We start from the raw sequence: 16,624 nt of genomic DNA, 5'->3' as shown, positions 1-16,624 counted from the left end.
TTAACGTGCTTTTTGAATATTTTTACGATGCGTTTTATAGCTGTCGGTAAAGTCATGTACCCCTTGGGCATTTTTCATAAAGTAAAGGTAATTTGTCTTGGCAGGTTTGATCGCTGCTATGATCGCATTAAAAGAGACAGCACCTATAGGCATATGAGGCAGCCCTTTATATTTGTAGGTGTTAAATCTGCTTGTATCATTTTTAATGCGCTCCGGGGTGACTTTAACATGCGAATATTTACCGTAATTCAGTGTCCCGTCCATTTGAAGACGCATACCTTTCTTAAGACGGTTATAGATAACTGATGAAACGATAGGCATCTCTTTGGTATTGGCCGCTTCTTTTTGGATGATAGAAGCAATAATGAGTATATTTAACCACTGTTTTTCATTATAGGTTCCATAGATCTTTTTAGAGATCTCTTGATATTTTTTCTCAGAGGCAGAAAGAAGAAAATGAATAAAATGTTTTTCACTGATACCATAGGGCACATAATAGGTATCTGCATAGATACCCGCTTCAGGATAGTGCGAAAACTCTTTATAATAGGCATCCAATTTTGTTTTATCAAGTTTTAGATCAGCAGCTACAGAAGTGAAGAAGAGTTCTGTGGTTTCACCAGGGATCAGTGTGATCTCTTCCATCTTCGCTTTTGCTGTGGTCAGTCTGTATAAAAAATCGATACGGTTCAAATCGGTCGCACCTATATCCACCCATCCACTTTGAGGTTTCCCCAGAAAGACCAAAATATATTTATCAATAGGGCTTAAGGCATACCCTTTTTGTGTCAGCTGTGATATAATGTGCGTAATAGATCCCTGCGGTACTAAAAGTGTCCGCGTTGTTTGAATGGGCAGTGTTGTATAAAAGGCGAAAGAGATGATCAAAACCAGTATAATGTTTTCTGCGCATGCTATCCATGTGCTTTTACGTAATACACTCATCTTCCTGGTTGTCCTTTTTATCGCTTTTTTTATGTGGCTAATGGTAGGTATCAAATTGGATACCGTTAAAGTCGCTGATTACAATGTAGAGGGATTATACATTAAACTCAATAAAAAGCTTATAGTAAAAGCAGATCATGTCATTCTCCCCCAAAGTAAAGCCAAACCCTCTTTTACCAGTGTACATGATACCTTTGAGCGTATCAAATATCTGTTGACCTTTTTTGAATCTATCGTAGTGAAAAATATTACATTCAATAATAATACCATGAGTATCAGGTTTAAAGACGATTTCTTAGGGCTCTCAAGTAAAGACTATGAGATCATAGGAACAGCAAGACGTGAAGGGAAAATGTTAAAGGCAACGATTCCTCTGCTTTTTTTGAAAAAACATAATGTAACGATGAGTGGAAAACTGACCTATGACCTGCATGAAAAGATCTTGTCAACAGAAGGTTTTTTTAGACTCCATGATGCATTGGGAAGATTTCACGCGAGCAAAGATGGCAACAGTATCGATTTTGGACTGGAGAGTGACAGTTTCAGTGACCTGGAAAGTATCATTGATATGTTTGATCTTGAGGAAAATGTGCAAAGTTGGGTCGTAGATAAAGTCAAAGCTGACCAGTATAAACTGCGCTCTTTAACGGGCAAAGGAACTTTGAAAAATGGTACCTTTAAAATGGATTTTGATGCACTGAACGGGGAAGTTCTCTTTACCGATACGCAGATACATTTTAAAGAAGAACTGCCACCGGTCTTGGCACCGAGTTTTATATTGACCTATCGCAATGGAGGACTCTATTTTGATCTGAAGGATCCGACCTATGAAGGTATAAGTTTAGATGGCAGCAAGGTCAGCATACTTAATCTACTCAATGCCGATACGCATTTAAAACTGAAAATAAAATCTGATCACCGTTTTGAGGATACCATGCAGAACTTACTCAAGGCGTATGATATTGTCTTGCCCCTAGACCAGCAAAGCGGGAAGGTCAAAGTGTTGTTTATGGCAGATCTAGCTTTGAAGAACAGTTATCAGGATTTTTTTGTGAATGTGGATTTTAGCAAAAGTGACGTGTTGTTGGGTAAAACCAAATTTCCTATTACCAAAGGGAATGTACAGTATAACAAAGGCTTGATCACTTTAAAAAATATTTATTTAAAAGATACCTTCTATGAAGGTAAGCTCGATGGTAAGTTGGATGTGAAAAAGAAAAAAGCAGATTTCCTCTTTGATGCCAAGCGTATCACACTTGGAGATGAAAAAGAGACCTTCTTTATATTGAACAATGAAACAGTTCCTTTTACACTCAACTATGAGAACAACATCCAAATCAAGATACCTAAACTCTCTATGAAATTTACAAATGATACCAATGAAACCTCCATTCAACTCAATGACTTGAATAAGGTCAAACCCTATCTACCAGATCCGGGTCCGATTGATAATGGTGGAAAAGTGACAATTAAAACAAACGATTTCAACACCTATACATTTAAAGGCATCTTGAAAAGAGAATCATGTTTTCTCTATGAAAAAAATGATGAATGTAAAACAAGAGTGCCTTTTGAAGGGGTCTTGAAAGAGAAAGAGTTGGATTTCTACGCGTTTGATAAACGTTTTTATTACAATAAAGCCAATGCACGCATTAAACTCAGTAATCTCAATTTTGATCTTAAAAAATTCTTGACAGTAGAAGCAAAAAAAGAAAAAAGCGAAAAGACGAAGAAGAAGGAAAAAACTACAGAAGAGAAAAGTTTAATCATTTTGGGTGAAAACAGCCAATTAAGATATGGTGATCATAGCTTGGTGACGGACAGTTATGATGTGGAAGTAAAACCCAATGGAGACATAAAAGCCATAGGAAGTTCATCAGGAGACATTATAAAGTTTTCTAAAAAGAACAATATCTTCTCTATACAGGCACTGCGTATACAGGATAAAGCCCTCCACCCTCTCATAGATTTTAAGGGTTTGCAGCATGGACGCTATACATTAAAATTCTCAGGTGATCCTGAAGAGACCATGAAAGGTGAGATCATTGTTGAGGGTGGTGTGATGAAGGATTTTAAGGCCTACAATAACACTCTGGCCTTTATCAATACCATACCGGCTTTAGCTTCTTTGCAGAACCCCGGTTATTCCGACAAAGGTTTTACAATAGAGAAGGGTGTAGCCGAATATAGAATGATCAAACAAGAGAAGATCATATTTGATTCTATCTATATCAAAGGCACATCGGCAACTATCGCAGGTACAGGAGAAATTGATCTTGAGAAAAAAACCATCGATCTCAATCTTGCTATCCAATCGGCAAGAGAGCTGGGTAAACTGGTAGGGAGTTTACCTCTGGTAGGGTATATCTTGATGGGAGAAGACAAAAGTATGACCTTTGGACTCCAAATTACAGGAACACTGGATGATCCTCAGGTCAAGACATCCGCAGGAGGAGATATCCTCTCACTGCCTCTCAAAATACTCAAAAGAGCATTGGAGTCACCGGAGCATATTATCAATGAATAGGTATGGTGTCTCATGAAGAGACGATTATCTATTCATTTCTGAGTACAGTCAAAGGATCCGTCTGAGATGCTTTTTTTGCAGGATAGAGGGCTGAAAGCAGTATAATGATACTTGTACCCAAAATGATCAATCCAAAATCATTGAAGGTGAGATCCACGGGCAGTTTTGAAGTACCGTACACATCCGCAGGCATAGAGATGATGTCAAAAGTGGTGAGTATCCAGATTCCAAGTCCGCCAAGTAGGGTACCCGCTACGATACCTGTACTTCCTATAATAAGCCCTAACCGAAAGAAGATCGCTTTGATCTCTACCTTGGTGGCACCAAGTGTACGCATCAGGGCGATCTCTCTTCTTCGGCTCATCACTGTCATAAGCAAAGAGGAGATGATATTGAGTGAGGCTACAAGGATGATGAGCAGTAACACCAGGAAAAGAGCCTTCTTCTCCATTTCCATGGCTGCAAAGAAATTTCCGTTCTGCTGCCACCACCCTTCTATGACGACCATTTCAGGTAATTCACTTCGTATAGCATCTATTTCATCGAGAGGATTTTCTGTATAGATATGCAGACCGTCATAGCTTCCATGCTTTCGATCAAGCAGTTTTTCAAATGCTTCTAAAGAAGTGTACATAATCGCTTTGTCATAGGCTTTAAGACCGGATTTGAAAACACCATCGACGATAAAACGTTTTTGAAGCGGCATGGTTCCAAAGCCTATTGCCTGCTGTTCTGAAAAGTACAGTGTGACCTTTTCACCTTTAGGGGCATTCATCTCAAAAGAGAGTCCTTCACCTATCACCACTCTGAATTTGCTTGTTTCATGGCCTGTTGCTTCTTTAAAGATAGCATTGATCTTGCTCTCTTTATCGAAATCCACACCGTAGACCAAAGAGCCTTGCACAGCACCGTCATTTTTCGTGATGACCTGTGTGGTGTAATAGGGACTGAATTGAAGGTGGGGGAATTGTTCTTTCAGTGATGCTATGAGGGTATCATTAACGGCATTTTCTTCCAATGGAAGTATGGTAAGAGGGTAGTTCATCACAAAAAGTTTTTTGGTAAACTCTTTTTGTGTCCCATTCATGATCCCCATAGCGATCATCAGTACCATCACACCTGCAGCAATACCCAAGAAAGCCAACATGGCAGAGATAAAGATAAAAGGGTTCTCTTTATCGTATTTGAGATAGTGTTTAATGATATGCCTAATGAACTTTGTATTAGGCGAGGAGATTCTGGCAGGCGTGGACATTATGCCAAGAGACCTTTTTTAGGCCCGCTCTGTCCACAACAGTTTTTATATTTTTTACCTGACCCACATGGACACGGATCATTTCTTTTAGGTTTTTTCGATCCTGTAATAGGCTTGAGTTTTGAGGAATCTTCAGCAATGACACCCTCTTCATAAGACTGGTTAAGTGTCGTATTTGCAACATCGTTCTCTAACTCTTCTCTGATATGTTCCACTGCAGCTTCTTCTTCTTCAGGAGACTCAAAGTCAAATTGTACAAGCTGAAGTACCTTCACAGCTTCTATTTTGATACGTGAGACAAGATCTGTAAAGAGTTTATAACTGTCTTGTTTATACTCGGTCAATGGGTCTTTTTGATTGTAGCCTCTGAGCCCGATACCTGTTTTAAGCACATCCATTTCATAAAGGTGGTCTCTCCATTGAGGGTCAAGTACCTGAAGGTATAAGATACGTTCTATCTCTTGTCTTTGTTCTGGATCGATCTGCGACATTTTGCGTTCATAGAGGTTCTCCATCATCTCTGTGATCATTGCAGTAAGCGCTTCTACTTCTTTGTCTTTGAACTGCTCACTTTGCACTTCAATACGCAGCTCTTCCTTGATCAATGCAGCGAGTCTCTCGACATCAAAATCTTCTGTAGGCATCCCTGCAAAGATCTCAGCTTCTCCTAAAAGGTAGTCTACATATTCTGCACGGTTCTCTTTGATCTTGGCAGCAATATCAAACTCTGGGTCGAGAAGTTGGTTTCTAAAGGCATAGATCGCTTTTCTTTGGTGGTTGGCCACATCATCATATTCCAAAATATGTTTTCTTGACTCATAGTGTTGGTTCTCTACTTTTTTCTGTGCTTTCTCTACAGAACGTGTTACGATTTTGGAGTCGATGTATTCTCCCTCTTCAACCCCAAGTCTGTTCATGATATTTCTGATCTTTTCTCCTCCGAAGATACGAAGTAGATTGTCATCAAGACTGAGGAAGAACTGACTCTCTCCCGGATCCCCCTGACGTCCTGAACGACCTCTGAGCTGATTGTCTATACGTCTACTCTCATGACGCTCTGTACCAAGTATCACTAGTCCGCCAAGGCTTCTTACTTCATCATCGATCTTGATATCTACCCCACGTCCTGCCATATTCGTTGCAACGGTTACCGCACCTTTTTGTCCTGCATTGACGATTATCTCTGCTTCTTGTGCATGGTTTTTTGCATTGAGGATATTATGAGCGATCTTCTCTTTTTTGAGTCTCTCATGGATCATTTCAGATTTTTCAATGGAAGCTGTACCTATGAGTACCGGCTGTCCATTTTCATTGAGCTCTTTGATCCTTCTTACTACAGCGTCCAGCTTTTCACGTTCTGTATTGTAGATCAGGTCATTTTTGTCTATTCTGGCAACAGGCACATTGGTCGGTATAGAGATAACATCCAGGTTATAGATCTGTGAGAATTCCGTAGCTTCAGTCTGTGCTGTACCTGTCATACCGGCAAGCTTGTCATAGAGTCTGAAGTAGTTTTGATAGGTGATCTCAGCCAGTGTTTGAGACTCTTCCTGCACTTCCACATTTTCTTTGGCTTCAAGTGCCTGGTGCAATCCTTCAGAATATCTACGCCCCTCAGAGAGTCTTCCTGTAAATTCATCCACGATAATGATCTCATTGTTCTGTACGACATAGTCGACATCTTTTTCAAAGATATAGTGTGCTTTAAGTGCCTGGTCAAGGTGATGAGAGAGGACAGCATTTTCAAGACTGTAAAGGTTTTCCACTTCAAAGAGATCTTGTGCTTTTTGGAGCCCGTCTTCTGTCATAATGATCGTTCTGTTTTTTTCATCAACGATGAAATCACCCGTAGTCTGCTCTGGTTCACCCGGTTTTGTCTCTATTTTTTTTCCACGCTTCATCTGCTTAGCGATGGCATCTGCCTGGGCATAATGGTTGTGGTCACGTTGTGTAGGTCCCGAGATGATCAGCGGTGTTCTTGCCTCATCTATCAGGATGGAGTCAACTTCATCGACTATGGCAAAATGGTGTTCACGCTGTACTTTCTCTTCCACTCTTACTTTCATGTTGTCACGAAGGTAATCAAAACCATATTCATTGTTCGTTCCATAGGTGATATCCGCATCGTACTGCGCTTTTCTACCCATATCATCATGGATGTCTGTGGTGATACATCCTACGCTGTAACCTAGGAATTCATAGAGTTGACCCATCTCTTCAGAGTCTCTTTTCGCAAGGTAGTCATTGACCGTTACGACATGTACACCTTTGCCTGTCATCGCATTGAGGACAACTGCCAGTGTCGCTACAAGTGTTTTACCTTCACCTGTCTTCATCTCTGCGATGTTCCCGTCGTTGAGTACCAATCCCCCGACCATCTGTACATCATAATGTCTCATACCTAAAGCCCGTTTCGCAGCTTCTCTGGTGATAGCAAAAGAATCATAGAGTACATCATTCAGTGTTTTAGTGCCACTTTGTACTTCATTTTTAAGTGTTTCAAATGCAGCTTTGAGTGCTTCATCATCCAAAGCTTCATATTGTGCTTCAAGTTGATTGATGATTTTTACTTTTTTGAGATAGTTCTTTACGATCTTGTCATTTTGTGTGCCAAAGAGTTTGAGTACGCTTTTTATCATTGTAGATTGTGCCTTTGCATAAATTGTGATTATTTTATCCAAATAGCGATTAATATTCCGTTAAGAAAAGGTGAGTACCCCACACGCTTGTTTCACAATTTTATGACAATATGACAGATATTAACACGGTACAAGTGCTATTTTGGTATATTTCAACATGAACATAAGGTGAATCAGAGTGTTCATTTAAAAGGAAAAGAATGAGACTATTATCGTTACTGTTATTGGCATCTTCTCTGCTCTCTGCAAGCATAGAACTGCCAGAAAATTTCCAGGCAGATTTCATACAGACAATCACCAATACAAAAAACAAAGTGATCACCTACAGTGGTAAAGTACGTTTTTCAAATGAAACACTGTTCAAATGGAGCTATAGAGAACCTACAAAAAAAGAGGTGTGTAGTGATGGCTTGGAGCTGCTTGTGGTAGATCATGATCTCGAGCAGGTCTCTGCCTATCGTATCTCAAACGGTATCAATATCGCTAAGATAGTTAAACAGGCAAAACTGCACAGTAAAAATATCTATGTAGCAGAGTATGAAAACAAACAATACACCATACAGGTCGACGCGCAACAAAAACTACACAGTATCGCGTATTTTGATGATCTGGATAACAAAGTACAGATACTCTTCAAACAGATGAAGTATGGAAAAGGAAATTTACCTGCACAAAGCATGAAATGTAATTACCCTATAGACTATGACATGATTCAAGGATAAGTATGCAAGAGTTAGTGATGAAAATAGAGAATGATTCTACATTGATGCTGATGGCAGGTTTGGCACTGGTCGTACTCTTGGTCATTGTGCTTGTCGTTGTGGTTTCTGCTATGAAGGTCAAAATATACAAAGACAGATTTTGGAACACCAAGGTGGATAACCAGGAGAAAGCGGAATATATCTCTGCATTGGAACATGAACTTCAAGCCTATAAGATCAAAAATGCAAGCAATGAGCAGGAGTTGCAACAGTTTGCAGAGACGAAAGAGACACTGACTTCCACCAATGAAAGACTGCACACACTGCAGGGAAAATACAATGAACTGGAAAAAGAGCTCAGTCAGGTCAAGGCCAAGCTTGAGAGTGCAGAAGAGAGACATGCAGCACTCTTGGAGGAGTATAATACCCTCAAAGATCGTCAAGACACTATTCTTGAAGAGAACAGTAAGTACCGTACGAACAATGCACGTTTACTGATGAAACTTGAGAGTGAAGAGAGACATGCCTCTTCTCAAAAAGAGATGATGCTCAACCATAAAAAAGAGATCAAAGATGAGTTGGAAGCACTGGCTAAAAAAGTCTTTGACGGAAATTCCCAAAAGTTTGCAGAATTCTCAAAAGAGAACTTAGATAACATGATCAAACCGCTTCAAACACAGATCTCAGAGTTTAAAAAACAAGTAGCGGACACCTACAATAGTGAGAGCCAGGAGAGGGCAGTGTTGAAAAATGAGATCAATTCACTCAAAGAGCTCAACAAAAAGATAAGCAAAGATGCGATCAATCTGACCAACGCATTGAAAGGGGACAGCAAACAGCAAGGGGTCTGGGGTGAAATGGTACTTGAAAATGTATTAGAAGCTTCCGGACTCCGTAAAGGGTTTGAGTTTGAACGTGAAGTGAGTCTGCGTACGGATGACAATGAGATCTTACGCCCCGATGTGGTGGTCCATCTGCCTGACAATCGAGATGTGATCATAGATGCAAAAACATCACTTGTGGCGTATGAACGTTTTGTGAATGCAGCAGATGATGATACAAGGGCACTGCATCTTACGACACACTTAAATTCCATCAGAGCGCATGTCGAAGGACTTGCCAATAAGAACTATGAACGACTTAAAGAAGTCAATACCTTAGATTTCATCTTCATGTTTATGCCTATAGAAGGTGCACTGGCTGTGGCACTCGAGCATGACAGCAGTATTTATGACAATGCCTTCAAAAATAAGATATTGCTTGTCGGACCGACAACGCTGCTGGTAGCAATGAGAGCGGTTGAAAATGTTTGGAAATATGAACGTCAAAATCAAAATGCGCAAGAGATTGCCAGAAGAGCAGGTGCTATGTATGACAAGTTTGTCGGTTTCTCTGAAGACTTGATGAAGATATCCAAGCAGATCGACGGTATACAGAGCAGTTTCTCTGCAGCACGAAACAAATTGAGTGACGGTAAAGGAAACCTTGTAAGACAAGTAGAACAACTCAAAGAAATGGGTGCACAGACAAACAAGCATATCCCTAAAGGGTTGAAAGGAGATAAAGATGACTAGACAAAAGATCCATTATACAAAAGATCTTCCTGAGTATCATGAGAAGCCTTCCAAAGTCTTTAAAAAATCTGGAAAGATAGAACGGGAATTTTATGAAAAAGAGTCTCTTAGGCTTCAGTATGAACTGGTCAAACTTCAAAAATGGGTGATCGACCATGGAAAAAGACTTTTAGTCATCTTTGAAGGTATGGATACGGCAGGGAAAAGCTCCACCATTAAAGAGTTCAACAACTATCTCAATCCAAGAGAAGCGCGTTCGGTCGCACTGCCCAAACCAAACTCCAAAGAGTTGGGACAGTGGTATTTCCAGCGTCACTTAAAACAGATACCTAATGCGGGTGAGATCGTTTTTTTTGATAGAAGCTGGTACAACAGAGCCGGGATAGAACAGGTCTTCGGTTTCTGTACACAAGAACAACACGACCACTTTTACCGTCAGGTGAACGGTGTGGAGGAGATGCTGATAGATGACGGTGTGCTCATTTTCAAATTTTATCTGAACATTACGCATGAAACAGAAAAAAACCGTCTCAAAGACAGAGAAAATGATCCGCTTAAAGGATGGAAACTCTCTAAATTGGACTACCTCTCACTGGATGCCTATGACACGTATGCCATACTACGTGATAAAATGTTCAAACTCTCCGGTACAGAGCATGCTCCATGGTGCGAGCTGGATGCCAACGATAAAAAAAGAGCACGTCTCAATGCAATTCGATACTTGCTTTCGAACATACCTTATAAAGGCAAAGATAAACGTCTCATTAACGGGGTAGATAAAAAAATAGCTAAATTACATAATAAAGGAGAATACTATGGCAAATGTAACCATATGGCATAACCCAAGATGCTCAAAATCAAGAAATGCTGCGGCACTTTTAGAAGAGAAAGGTGTTGAAGCAGAGGTAGTGAAATACCTGGATACACCTCCGAGCAAAGAGGAACTCAAAGCAGTGCTTAAAATGCTGGATATCTCTGCTAGAGAACTGATGAGGACCAAAGAAGCGATCTATAAAGAGTTGAATTTAAAAGAAGAGACAGATGAGGAGAAACTCATAGAAGCGATGGTGGAAAATCCTAAGCTCATAGAGAGACCTATTGTCATCAAAGATGGCAAAGCGGCTATCGGTCGTCCTATAGAGAATATTATAGATCTGCTTGATTGATCTCCCTCATCTAAAGGGTTTTCTTCTCTAAAGGCCCTTTACCCCATACTTTCTGGCACTTTCAGACCATTATGTTAAAATGCCGATAATTATTTACAAGGATGATAAATGCTTAGTACAGTTAATTTAACTCAGCGCTATGGAAAAAGAGTGCTTTTTGATAAGATCAATATCACTTTAGATGCCGGTAAACGTTATGGCTTGATCGGGGCAAATGGAGCAGGGAAGTCAACATTCCTCAAAATTCTTTCAGGTGAGATAGAACCAAGTGATGGTGAAGTGCAGCTTCAGCCAGGACTCAAACTGGGTGTTTTGGGTCAAAACCAGTATGCATTTGAAAACTATACGCTCAAAGATGCTGTACTCTATGGAAACAAAAAACTTTTTGATGCACAAAAAGAGAAAGAAAAACTCTATATGGAAGGTGACTTTGAGAGTGATGAGGTCAATAACCGTTTGGCTGAACTTGAAATGATCTGTGCAGATGAAGACCCTACCTATGAATCTGATGTCAAGATAGAAAAACTGCTTGAAGCTTTAGGTTTTCCCGCATCACAACATGATGAGCTTATGTCTACACTGACGGGTGGGGACAAGTTTAAGATCTTATTGGCACAGGTACTTTTCTTGAAGCCAGATGTCCTCCTGCTTGATGAGCCTACGAACAACCTTGATATGGATACGATTACTTGGTTGGAAAATGAACTGAAACGTCATGAAGGTACACTGCTTGTGATCTCTCACGACAGACACTTTCTTAACGGTGTCGTGACGCACATTCTTGACCTTGACTTCCAAAACATCCGTGAGTTCACAGGGAACTATGATGAGTGGTACATTGCGGCTAACCTTATAGCAAAACAGGCAGAAGCAGATAGAGGTAAGGCGCTGAAAGAGAAAGAAGAGCTTGAAAAGTTCATTGCCAGATTCTCTGCGAATGCCTCGAAAGCAAAACAAGCAACAAGTCGTCAAAAGCAATTGGATAAACTGGATGTCAGTGAGATCAAACTCTCTTCAAGACGTGACCCTTCTATTATGTTCAAGGCACATAGAGAGATCGGTAATGAGGTCCTTGAAGTAGAAGGACTCTCTAAAAGCTATGATGGAGAGACAGTCTTTGAAAATCTTACTTTCAAGGTAAACAAAGGTGACAAGATTGCTCTTATCGGTACCAATGGTGCAGGTAAAACAACACTCCTTAAAATTCTCATGGGAGAGACTGAACCTGATGCAGGTACGTTTAAATGGGGACAGACCATTACCACCAGTTATTTCCCGCAAAATACGACAGACCTTGTCGTAGGCGATGAAGAATTGCCACAGTGGATACAGGGATTTGACCCTAAATGGCATATCGATGATATCAGAAAAACATTGGGTCGTATGCTTTTTAGCGGTGAAGAACAGAAAAAGAAAATTGATGCATGTTCGGGTGGAGAAAAACACCGTGTCATGATGTCTAAAATGATGATGGATGCCTCGAACTTTCTTGTGATGGATGAGCCAAACAACCACTTGGACCTTGAAGCGATCGTTGCTTTAGGTGAAGCATTACATAATTACCAAGGTGGTGTGATCTGTGTCTCTCACGATAGAGAGCTCATCGATGCATTTGCAAACCGTATCATCAAACTCAATGAAGATGGAACTGTGATCGATTTTGAGGGTGGTTATGAGGAGTTTGTGGAACAACACGAACAGTAAGCTTTTTCTTTTCAAGTGATCACAGTATCTAGGCTGTGGTCCTTACATTCAACTCTCCGATATATTTCACACTCTCTTCATACTTTTATTTTATACTTCCTCATCTTTACAAAAGAAAGGATTCAAATGAAAAGATTAACAGTAATTTTACTTTTAGCAGCAGCGTTGGTATCAAATGTATCAGCACATCACATGGCGCAGTCAGACACAGCAGGTTGGAATATTGATGAGGATTCTCCGCATCTATTGATGACATTTTAATAAAAAGAAGAAAGGATTACTATGAAAAAACTAATAACACTATTACTATTGGCAATCGGTTTAGCTTCAAGTGCATCAGCACACCATATGGCGCAGTCAGACACTGCGGGGTTGAATATTGATGAAGATTCACCGCATCTATTGATGACATTTTATTAAGAAAGACTATTTTCTCTCCTAAGCATATCCGCTATTACGGATATGCTTGCTCCTCCTATGTTAGGCTTTAAGCGATGTTCGTAAAGACAGATTGAACGTCTTCATCCTCTTCCAGTTTATCAATCAGTACATCGACTTCTTCCATCTGTTCATCACTGAGCTCTATTGGTGTATTGGCAATATACTCTAATGTCGCTTTTTTGACCTCTATATTCATATCTTCCAATGCTTTACTTAATTCACCAAATGCAGTAAAATCACCATAGACTCTCACGATCTTGATATCATCACCAACCTCTTGAGGCTCTATATCTTCTTCTATCTCTTCCAAACCAAAGTCAATGAGTTCTAATTCCAACTCTTCAAGGTCCATATCTTCTGTTTTGTTGAAGACGAAGACACATTTACGTGTAAACATGAAGTTGAGTGATCCTGAAGTAAGCATCTCTCCACCGTTTCTGGCCAGTATAGCTTTTACATTGGCAACCGTTCTTGTATTATTGTCTGTAGCACACTCTACGATCATCTGTACACCATGTACAGCCTTGACATCGTATGTCAACTCTTTGATATCTGCAGCATCTTTAGCAGAAGCTCTTTTGATCGCTGCATCGATATTGTCTTTAGGCATGTTTTGCGCTTTGGCATTAAGAATAGCGGTACGAAGTTTAGGGTTCATATCAGGATCTTGACCGCCTTCTTTGGCTGCCATGGTGATAATCTTTCCTAATTTAGGGAAAAGTCTAGACATGGTTCCCCATCTTTTCATTTTCGCTGCTTTACGGTATTCAAACGCTCTACCCATTAGTGATTCCTTACAAATTTAATTGTGTGATTATACTCCTATTTGGCTTAAGTAGCATCAAAGCCATGCTATGTAGAATTTAACTATGAAACTAAATGAAATAAAACTGACCAATCCCTATTTGGCATTACCGGACGAGTGCTATACAAGAGTCAAACCCACACCACTGGAGAATGTATTTCTGATCCATGCCAATGAAGATGTGGCAGAGCTATTGGATATAGATATTGAAGAGCTCTACAGTGATGCTTTTGTAACATTTGTCAATGGTGCCTGGCAGCTTGAAGGCTCAGATCCTTTTGCGATGTGTTATGCCGGTCATCAGTTTGGCCATTTTGTGCCACGTCTGGGAGACGGACGGGCTATCAATATAGGTACGATCAAACAGTGGCATCTCCAGCTTAAAGGTGCAGGTCAGACTCGTTACTCACGTTCGGGTGATGGGCGTGCTGTACTTCGCTCTTCTATTCGTGAGTATCTTATGAGTGAAGCGATGCATGGACTTGGTATAGAGAGTACAAGAGCCCTGGCTCTTATAGGTTCAGAACACAAAGTCTTCAGAGAAGAGTGGGAAACCGGGGCCATAGTGCTTCGTGTCTCTCCTTCATGGGTACGTTTTGGTACTTTTGAGTACTTTGCACATAAAAAGAGATATGCAGAGTTGGAAGCATTGACTGATTATGCTATTGCAGAGAGTTACCCGCACCTGGTAGAGGTACCCGACAAATATCTGCAGTTTTTTTCAGAAGTGGTCAGTAGAACAGCTAGACTCATGGCAGAGTGGCAGGCAGTAGGGTTTAACCACGGTGTGATGAACACAGACAACATGTCCATCGCAGGGCTTACCATAGACTACGGCCCCTATGCCTTCTTGGATGACTATGACTCTCAATACATCTGTAACCATACAGACCAAGGCGGACGTTACAGTTTTGGCAACCAGCCCAATATAGGAGCATGGAATCTGCAGGCGCTTATGCATGCATTGGCACCGATGGTGAATAGTGATAAGATGGAAAAAGCCCTCGACAACTATGCAAGAGTCTATACTGAACGCTACTTGGAACTTATGGGTAAAAAGATAGGGTTGGATAAACTTCAGGATAGTGATCTGGAGCTTTTCAAACAGCTGCTTGGTATGATGCAGGGCATGAGTATAGACTATACACTTTTTTTTAGAACCCTTAGTCGTTATGATGGAGAGAGAACAGCACTTTTGAAACTGGGGCTCTATCATAAGCCGATGAATGAGTGGTTAGACAGTTATGATGAGAGACTGAAAGCAAATACTTCCAGCACTAAAGAGAGACACAGCGCTATGTTACAGACAAACCCAAAGTTCGTGCTCAAGAACTACATGCTGCAAGAAGCTATTACTGCAGCTGAAAATGGCGACTTTAACGTGGTAGATGCATTATTTGAGATCGCTAAAGATCCCTATGCCGAACATGAGGTAGATGAAAGATGGGCAGGTGCGACACCGGAAGAATTTAAAAATCAGAAGCTGAGTTGTAGTTCTTAAATTTTTAAACTACTTTAACGCAACATATTGTATTCTTTTTGCACTATTTAAAGGTCTTTGAAAATGAAACAACAAAACAATTATGATGCGTCAATTATTTATAATGAAATTCAAAGTGATATTGAAAAACAAAAAAACATGATGTTCGTTGCTGGGTTTTTCTTTTTAATATTATTGATGGTGATCATACCTGTGGCAATTTGGTTGTTTTTGGGACTTTTGTTTTATGCGGATTTACCCTTTTTTGATCATGGGGTGATTAGTATGGTAAGTCATACAAAAATGTTTTTATTACCCTATAATATTTTACTGGTCTTTTATTTTTTTATCATGTATCTTAAAGATAAAAAGTTACATTTGGTCAATAAAGAGCATTTTAAAAAAGCAAAAAGATATTTTATTTTCTCTTTGCTGATAGCTGTATTACCGTATGTGTTTGCTAATCATTTTATATTAACAATGATATATTTCGTGTTTTTTGTATTAACGATCTATCATCTATCTTTGACATATTATGATGTAGAACTTCACAAAGTTGAAAATATACATAGCCATTTATATCGAAGTGAGGATCTGGGATGGATGAGCTCAATGGGTCTTTTGGATAATCCCTTGAGTATGCAAGATGATATGAACAGAGCTAAATTATTTGTACAGACCTCTACGTTGGGATTTGATTTTATTGTCCTTTTCATACATATGATCGTTAGGACAATTGTTTTTAGTTATGGCATCAGATATAAACACTATATACAAGAGAGTGCAAGGTTGTTTGATATAATTTTAGAAGAAGAATTAAATGTTGAATGTGCTCAGTACTCAGTGCAATCAAAAGTGATACTCGAATCTTTGAATTATGTTTCGTTCAGGAATGGAGAAATAGTTTTGTATGAACATGGCGAAATAGTATCAAAATTAGCAAAAATAAAGGAACAAAAATGACGCTAGAAGAACTGCAAGAGACTATAAGAAGTGAAGTAGGTGTTCTGCTTTACTTCTCAGGAGAGCACTGTAGTGTATGTCATGCACTCAGACCCAAGTTTAAAGAGGTGTTTGATGAGAATTTTCCCCTGCTCAAGCAGATATACCTTGATGCACATGAAAATCTAGAGATCTCTGCACATTTCCAAGTCTTTTCCGTGCCTACAATGATAGTCTTTATGGATGGACGAGAGTTTGCCAGAGAGGGACGTTCTGTCAGTATGCATCAATTGACTGAGAAATTGAAGCGTCCTTATATCATGATGACTGAATAGTGGAAACTTTTCATTCTCATATTTGATTTATAGATTTTTTTCTAAGTAAGCTCAGACTTTTAACATTTTACAGAATTTCCTATCATTTAAACTGTGGCGTTGTTCCTCTC

General features: G+C 39.8%; 15 protein-coding genes. 11 read left to right on the top strand and 4 right to left on the bottom strand.

The genetic code is table 11. The annotated features are described in order from the left end of the window. A complete protein-coding gene (gene mltG / locus PF327_RS00445) occupies window positions 1-945 on the bottom strand; it encodes an endolytic transglycosylase MltG (RefSeq protein ID WP_289400863.1) in 945 nt (314 codons plus the stop codon). Between mltG and PF327_RS00440 the strand changes: the two genes are divergently transcribed. Further along, window positions 881-3,472, top strand: a complete 2,592-nt coding sequence (locus tag PF327_RS00440; RefSeq protein WP_289400862.1) for a YhdP family protein — start codon at window positions 881-883, stop codon at window positions 3,470-3,472. The genes mltG and PF327_RS00440 overlap by 65 nt on opposite strands. Window positions 3,473-3,500: 28 nt before the next feature. Here PF327_RS00440 and PF327_RS00435 read toward each other — a convergent pair whose 3' ends face one another. Together PF327_RS00435 and secA are read right to left on the bottom strand one after the other, a co-directional pair. Next, the gene (locus PF327_RS00435; RefSeq protein WP_289400861.1) at window positions 3,501-4,727 is read right to left on the bottom strand and encodes an ABC transporter permease; all 1,227 of its coding nucleotides are present in this window, start codon (window positions 4,725-4,727) and stop codon (window positions 3,501-3,503) included. Beyond that, the gene (secA, locus tag PF327_RS00430) at window positions 4,727-7,366 is read right to left on the bottom strand and encodes a preprotein translocase subunit SecA (protein ID WP_289400860.1); all 2,640 of its coding nucleotides are present in this window, start codon (window positions 7,364-7,366) and stop codon (window positions 4,727-4,729) included. Before secA ends, PF327_RS00435 begins: the two co-directional genes overlap by 1 nt. Window positions 7,367-7,566: 200 nt before the next feature. Here secA and lolA point away from each other — a divergent pair, with 200 nt between their 5' ends. The 7 genes from lolA to PF327_RS00395 all read left to right on the top strand — a co-directional run bounded on the left by lolA (window position 7,567) and on the right by PF327_RS00395 (window position 12,931). Next, the gene (gene lolA, locus PF327_RS00425; RefSeq protein WP_289400858.1) at window positions 7,567-8,088 is read left to right on the top strand and encodes a LolA-like outer membrane lipoprotein chaperone; all 522 of its coding nucleotides are present in this window, start codon (window positions 7,567-7,569) and stop codon (window positions 8,086-8,088) included. 2 nt (window positions 8,089-8,090) lie between these two features. Further along, a complete protein-coding gene (locus tag PF327_RS00420) occupies window positions 8,091-9,641 on the top strand; it encodes a DNA recombination protein RmuC (RefSeq protein WP_289400857.1) in 1,551 nt (516 codons plus the stop codon). Next, entirely contained in the window at window positions 9,634-10,482 is an 849-nt protein-coding gene (gene ppk2, locus PF327_RS00415) for a polyphosphate kinase 2 (protein WP_289400856.1), read from the top strand. Before PF327_RS00420 ends, ppk2 begins: the two co-directional genes overlap by 8 nt. Next, window positions 10,457-10,807 carry an arsenate reductase (glutaredoxin) gene (arsC, locus tag PF327_RS00410; RefSeq protein WP_289400855.1) on the top strand — a complete coding sequence of 117 codons (351 nt, stop codon included), beginning with the start codon at window positions 10,457-10,459 and terminating at the stop codon, window positions 10,805-10,807. Before ppk2 ends, arsC begins: the two co-directional genes overlap by 26 nt. A 108-nt stretch (window positions 10,808-10,915) precedes the next feature. Continuing rightward, window positions 10,916-12,511, top strand: coding sequence for an ABC-F family ATP-binding cassette domain-containing protein (locus PF327_RS00405; protein ID WP_008243717.1), 1,596 nt, complete (start codon window positions 10,916-10,918; stop codon window positions 12,509-12,511). Between the two features lie 126 nt (window positions 12,512-12,637). Beyond that, window positions 12,638-12,772 carry a hypothetical protein gene (locus tag PF327_RS00400; RefSeq protein ID WP_289400853.1) on the top strand — a complete coding sequence of 45 codons (135 nt, stop codon included), beginning with the start codon at window positions 12,638-12,640 and terminating at the stop codon, window positions 12,770-12,772. 21 nt (window positions 12,773-12,793) lie between these two features. Further along, entirely contained in the window at window positions 12,794-12,931 is a 138-nt protein-coding gene (locus PF327_RS00395; protein ID WP_155993785.1) for a hypothetical protein, read from the top strand. Between the two features lie 67 nt (window positions 12,932-12,998). Here the strand turns inward: PF327_RS00395 and PF327_RS00390 are convergent, their stop codons facing one another. Further along, complete coding sequence (locus tag PF327_RS00390; RefSeq protein ID WP_008243715.1) at window positions 12,999-13,736, bottom strand: YebC/PmpR family DNA-binding transcriptional regulator; 738 nt, start codon at window positions 13,734-13,736, stop codon at window positions 12,999-13,001. Between the two features lie 85 nt (window positions 13,737-13,821). On the opposite strand from PF327_RS00390, the gene PF327_RS00385 reads away from it, so the two are divergent. From PF327_RS00385 to PF327_RS00375, 3 genes are all read left to right on the top strand, one after another. After that, complete coding sequence (locus PF327_RS00385) at window positions 13,822-15,258, top strand: protein adenylyltransferase SelO (protein WP_289400850.1); 1,437 nt, start codon at window positions 13,822-13,824, stop codon at window positions 15,256-15,258. Between the two features lie 63 nt (window positions 15,259-15,321). Beyond that, window positions 15,322-16,200, top strand: coding sequence for a hypothetical protein (locus PF327_RS00380; RefSeq protein ID WP_289400848.1), 879 nt, complete (start codon window positions 15,322-15,324; stop codon window positions 16,198-16,200). Continuing rightward, a complete protein-coding gene (locus tag PF327_RS00375) occupies window positions 16,197-16,514 on the top strand; it encodes a thioredoxin family protein (protein WP_289400846.1) in 318 nt (105 codons plus the stop codon). The genes PF327_RS00380 and PF327_RS00375 overlap by 4 nt, the downstream gene beginning before the upstream one ends. Window positions 16,515-16,624: the final 110 nt, after the last annotated feature.

The organism is Sulfurovum xiamenensis (genome assembly GCF_030347995.1).
Lineage (GTDB): Bacteria > Campylobacterota > Campylobacteria > Campylobacterales > Sulfurovaceae > Sulfurovum > Sulfurovum xiamenensis.
Note: the sequence above shows the minus strand (reverse complement) of the source record. Positions and strands in the feature narration are given on the sequence as shown.

What these genes read in the sequence shown, in the direction of transcription:
- PF327_RS00435 (WP_289400861.1), bottom strand. Translation starts at nt 4,727, where the DNA reads ATGTCCACGCCTGCCAGAATCTCCTCGCCTAATACAAAGTTCATTAGG.
- PF327_RS00395 (WP_155993785.1), top strand. Translation starts at nt 12,794, where the DNA reads ATGAAAAAACTAATAACACTATTACTATTGGCAATCGGTTTAGCTTCA.
- PF327_RS00375 (WP_289400846.1), top strand. Translation starts at nt 16,197, where the DNA reads ATGACGCTAGAAGAACTGCAAGAGACTATAAGAAGTGAAGTAGGTGTT.
- PF327_RS00390 (WP_008243715.1), bottom strand. Translation starts at nt 13,736, where the DNA reads ATGGGTAGAGCGTTTGAATACCGTAAAGCAGCGAAAATGAAAAGATGG.
- PF327_RS00440 (WP_289400862.1), top strand. Translation starts at nt 881, where the DNA reads ATGATCAAAACCAGTATAATGTTTTCTGCGCATGCTATCCATGTGCTT.
- ppk2 (WP_289400856.1), top strand. Translation starts at nt 9,634, where the DNA reads ATGACTAGACAAAAGATCCATTATACAAAAGATCTTCCTGAGTATCAT.
- PF327_RS00405 (WP_008243717.1), top strand. Translation starts at nt 10,916, where the DNA reads ATGCTTAGTACAGTTAATTTAACTCAGCGCTATGGAAAAAGAGTGCTT.
- secA (WP_289400860.1), bottom strand. Translation starts at nt 7,366, where the DNA reads ATGATAAAAAGCGTACTCAAACTCTTTGGCACACAAAATGACAAGATC.
- PF327_RS00380 (WP_289400848.1), top strand. Translation starts at nt 15,322, where the DNA reads ATGAAACAACAAAACAATTATGATGCGTCAATTATTTATAATGAAATT.
- arsC (WP_289400855.1), top strand. Translation starts at nt 10,457, where the DNA reads ATGGCAAATGTAACCATATGGCATAACCCAAGATGCTCAAAATCAAGA.
- mltG (WP_289400863.1), bottom strand. Translation starts at nt 945, where the DNA reads ATGAGTGTATTACGTAAAAGCACATGGATAGCATGCGCAGAAAACATT.
- PF327_RS00420 (WP_289400857.1), top strand. Translation starts at nt 8,091, where the DNA reads ATGCAAGAGTTAGTGATGAAAATAGAGAATGATTCTACATTGATGCTG.
- PF327_RS00385 (WP_289400850.1), top strand. Translation starts at nt 13,822, where the DNA reads ATGAAACTAAATGAAATAAAACTGACCAATCCCTATTTGGCATTACCG.
- PF327_RS00400 (WP_289400853.1), top strand. Translation starts at nt 12,638, where the DNA reads ATGAAAAGATTAACAGTAATTTTACTTTTAGCAGCAGCGTTGGTATCA.
- lolA (WP_289400858.1), top strand. Translation starts at nt 7,567, where the DNA reads ATGAGACTATTATCGTTACTGTTATTGGCATCTTCTCTGCTCTCTGCA.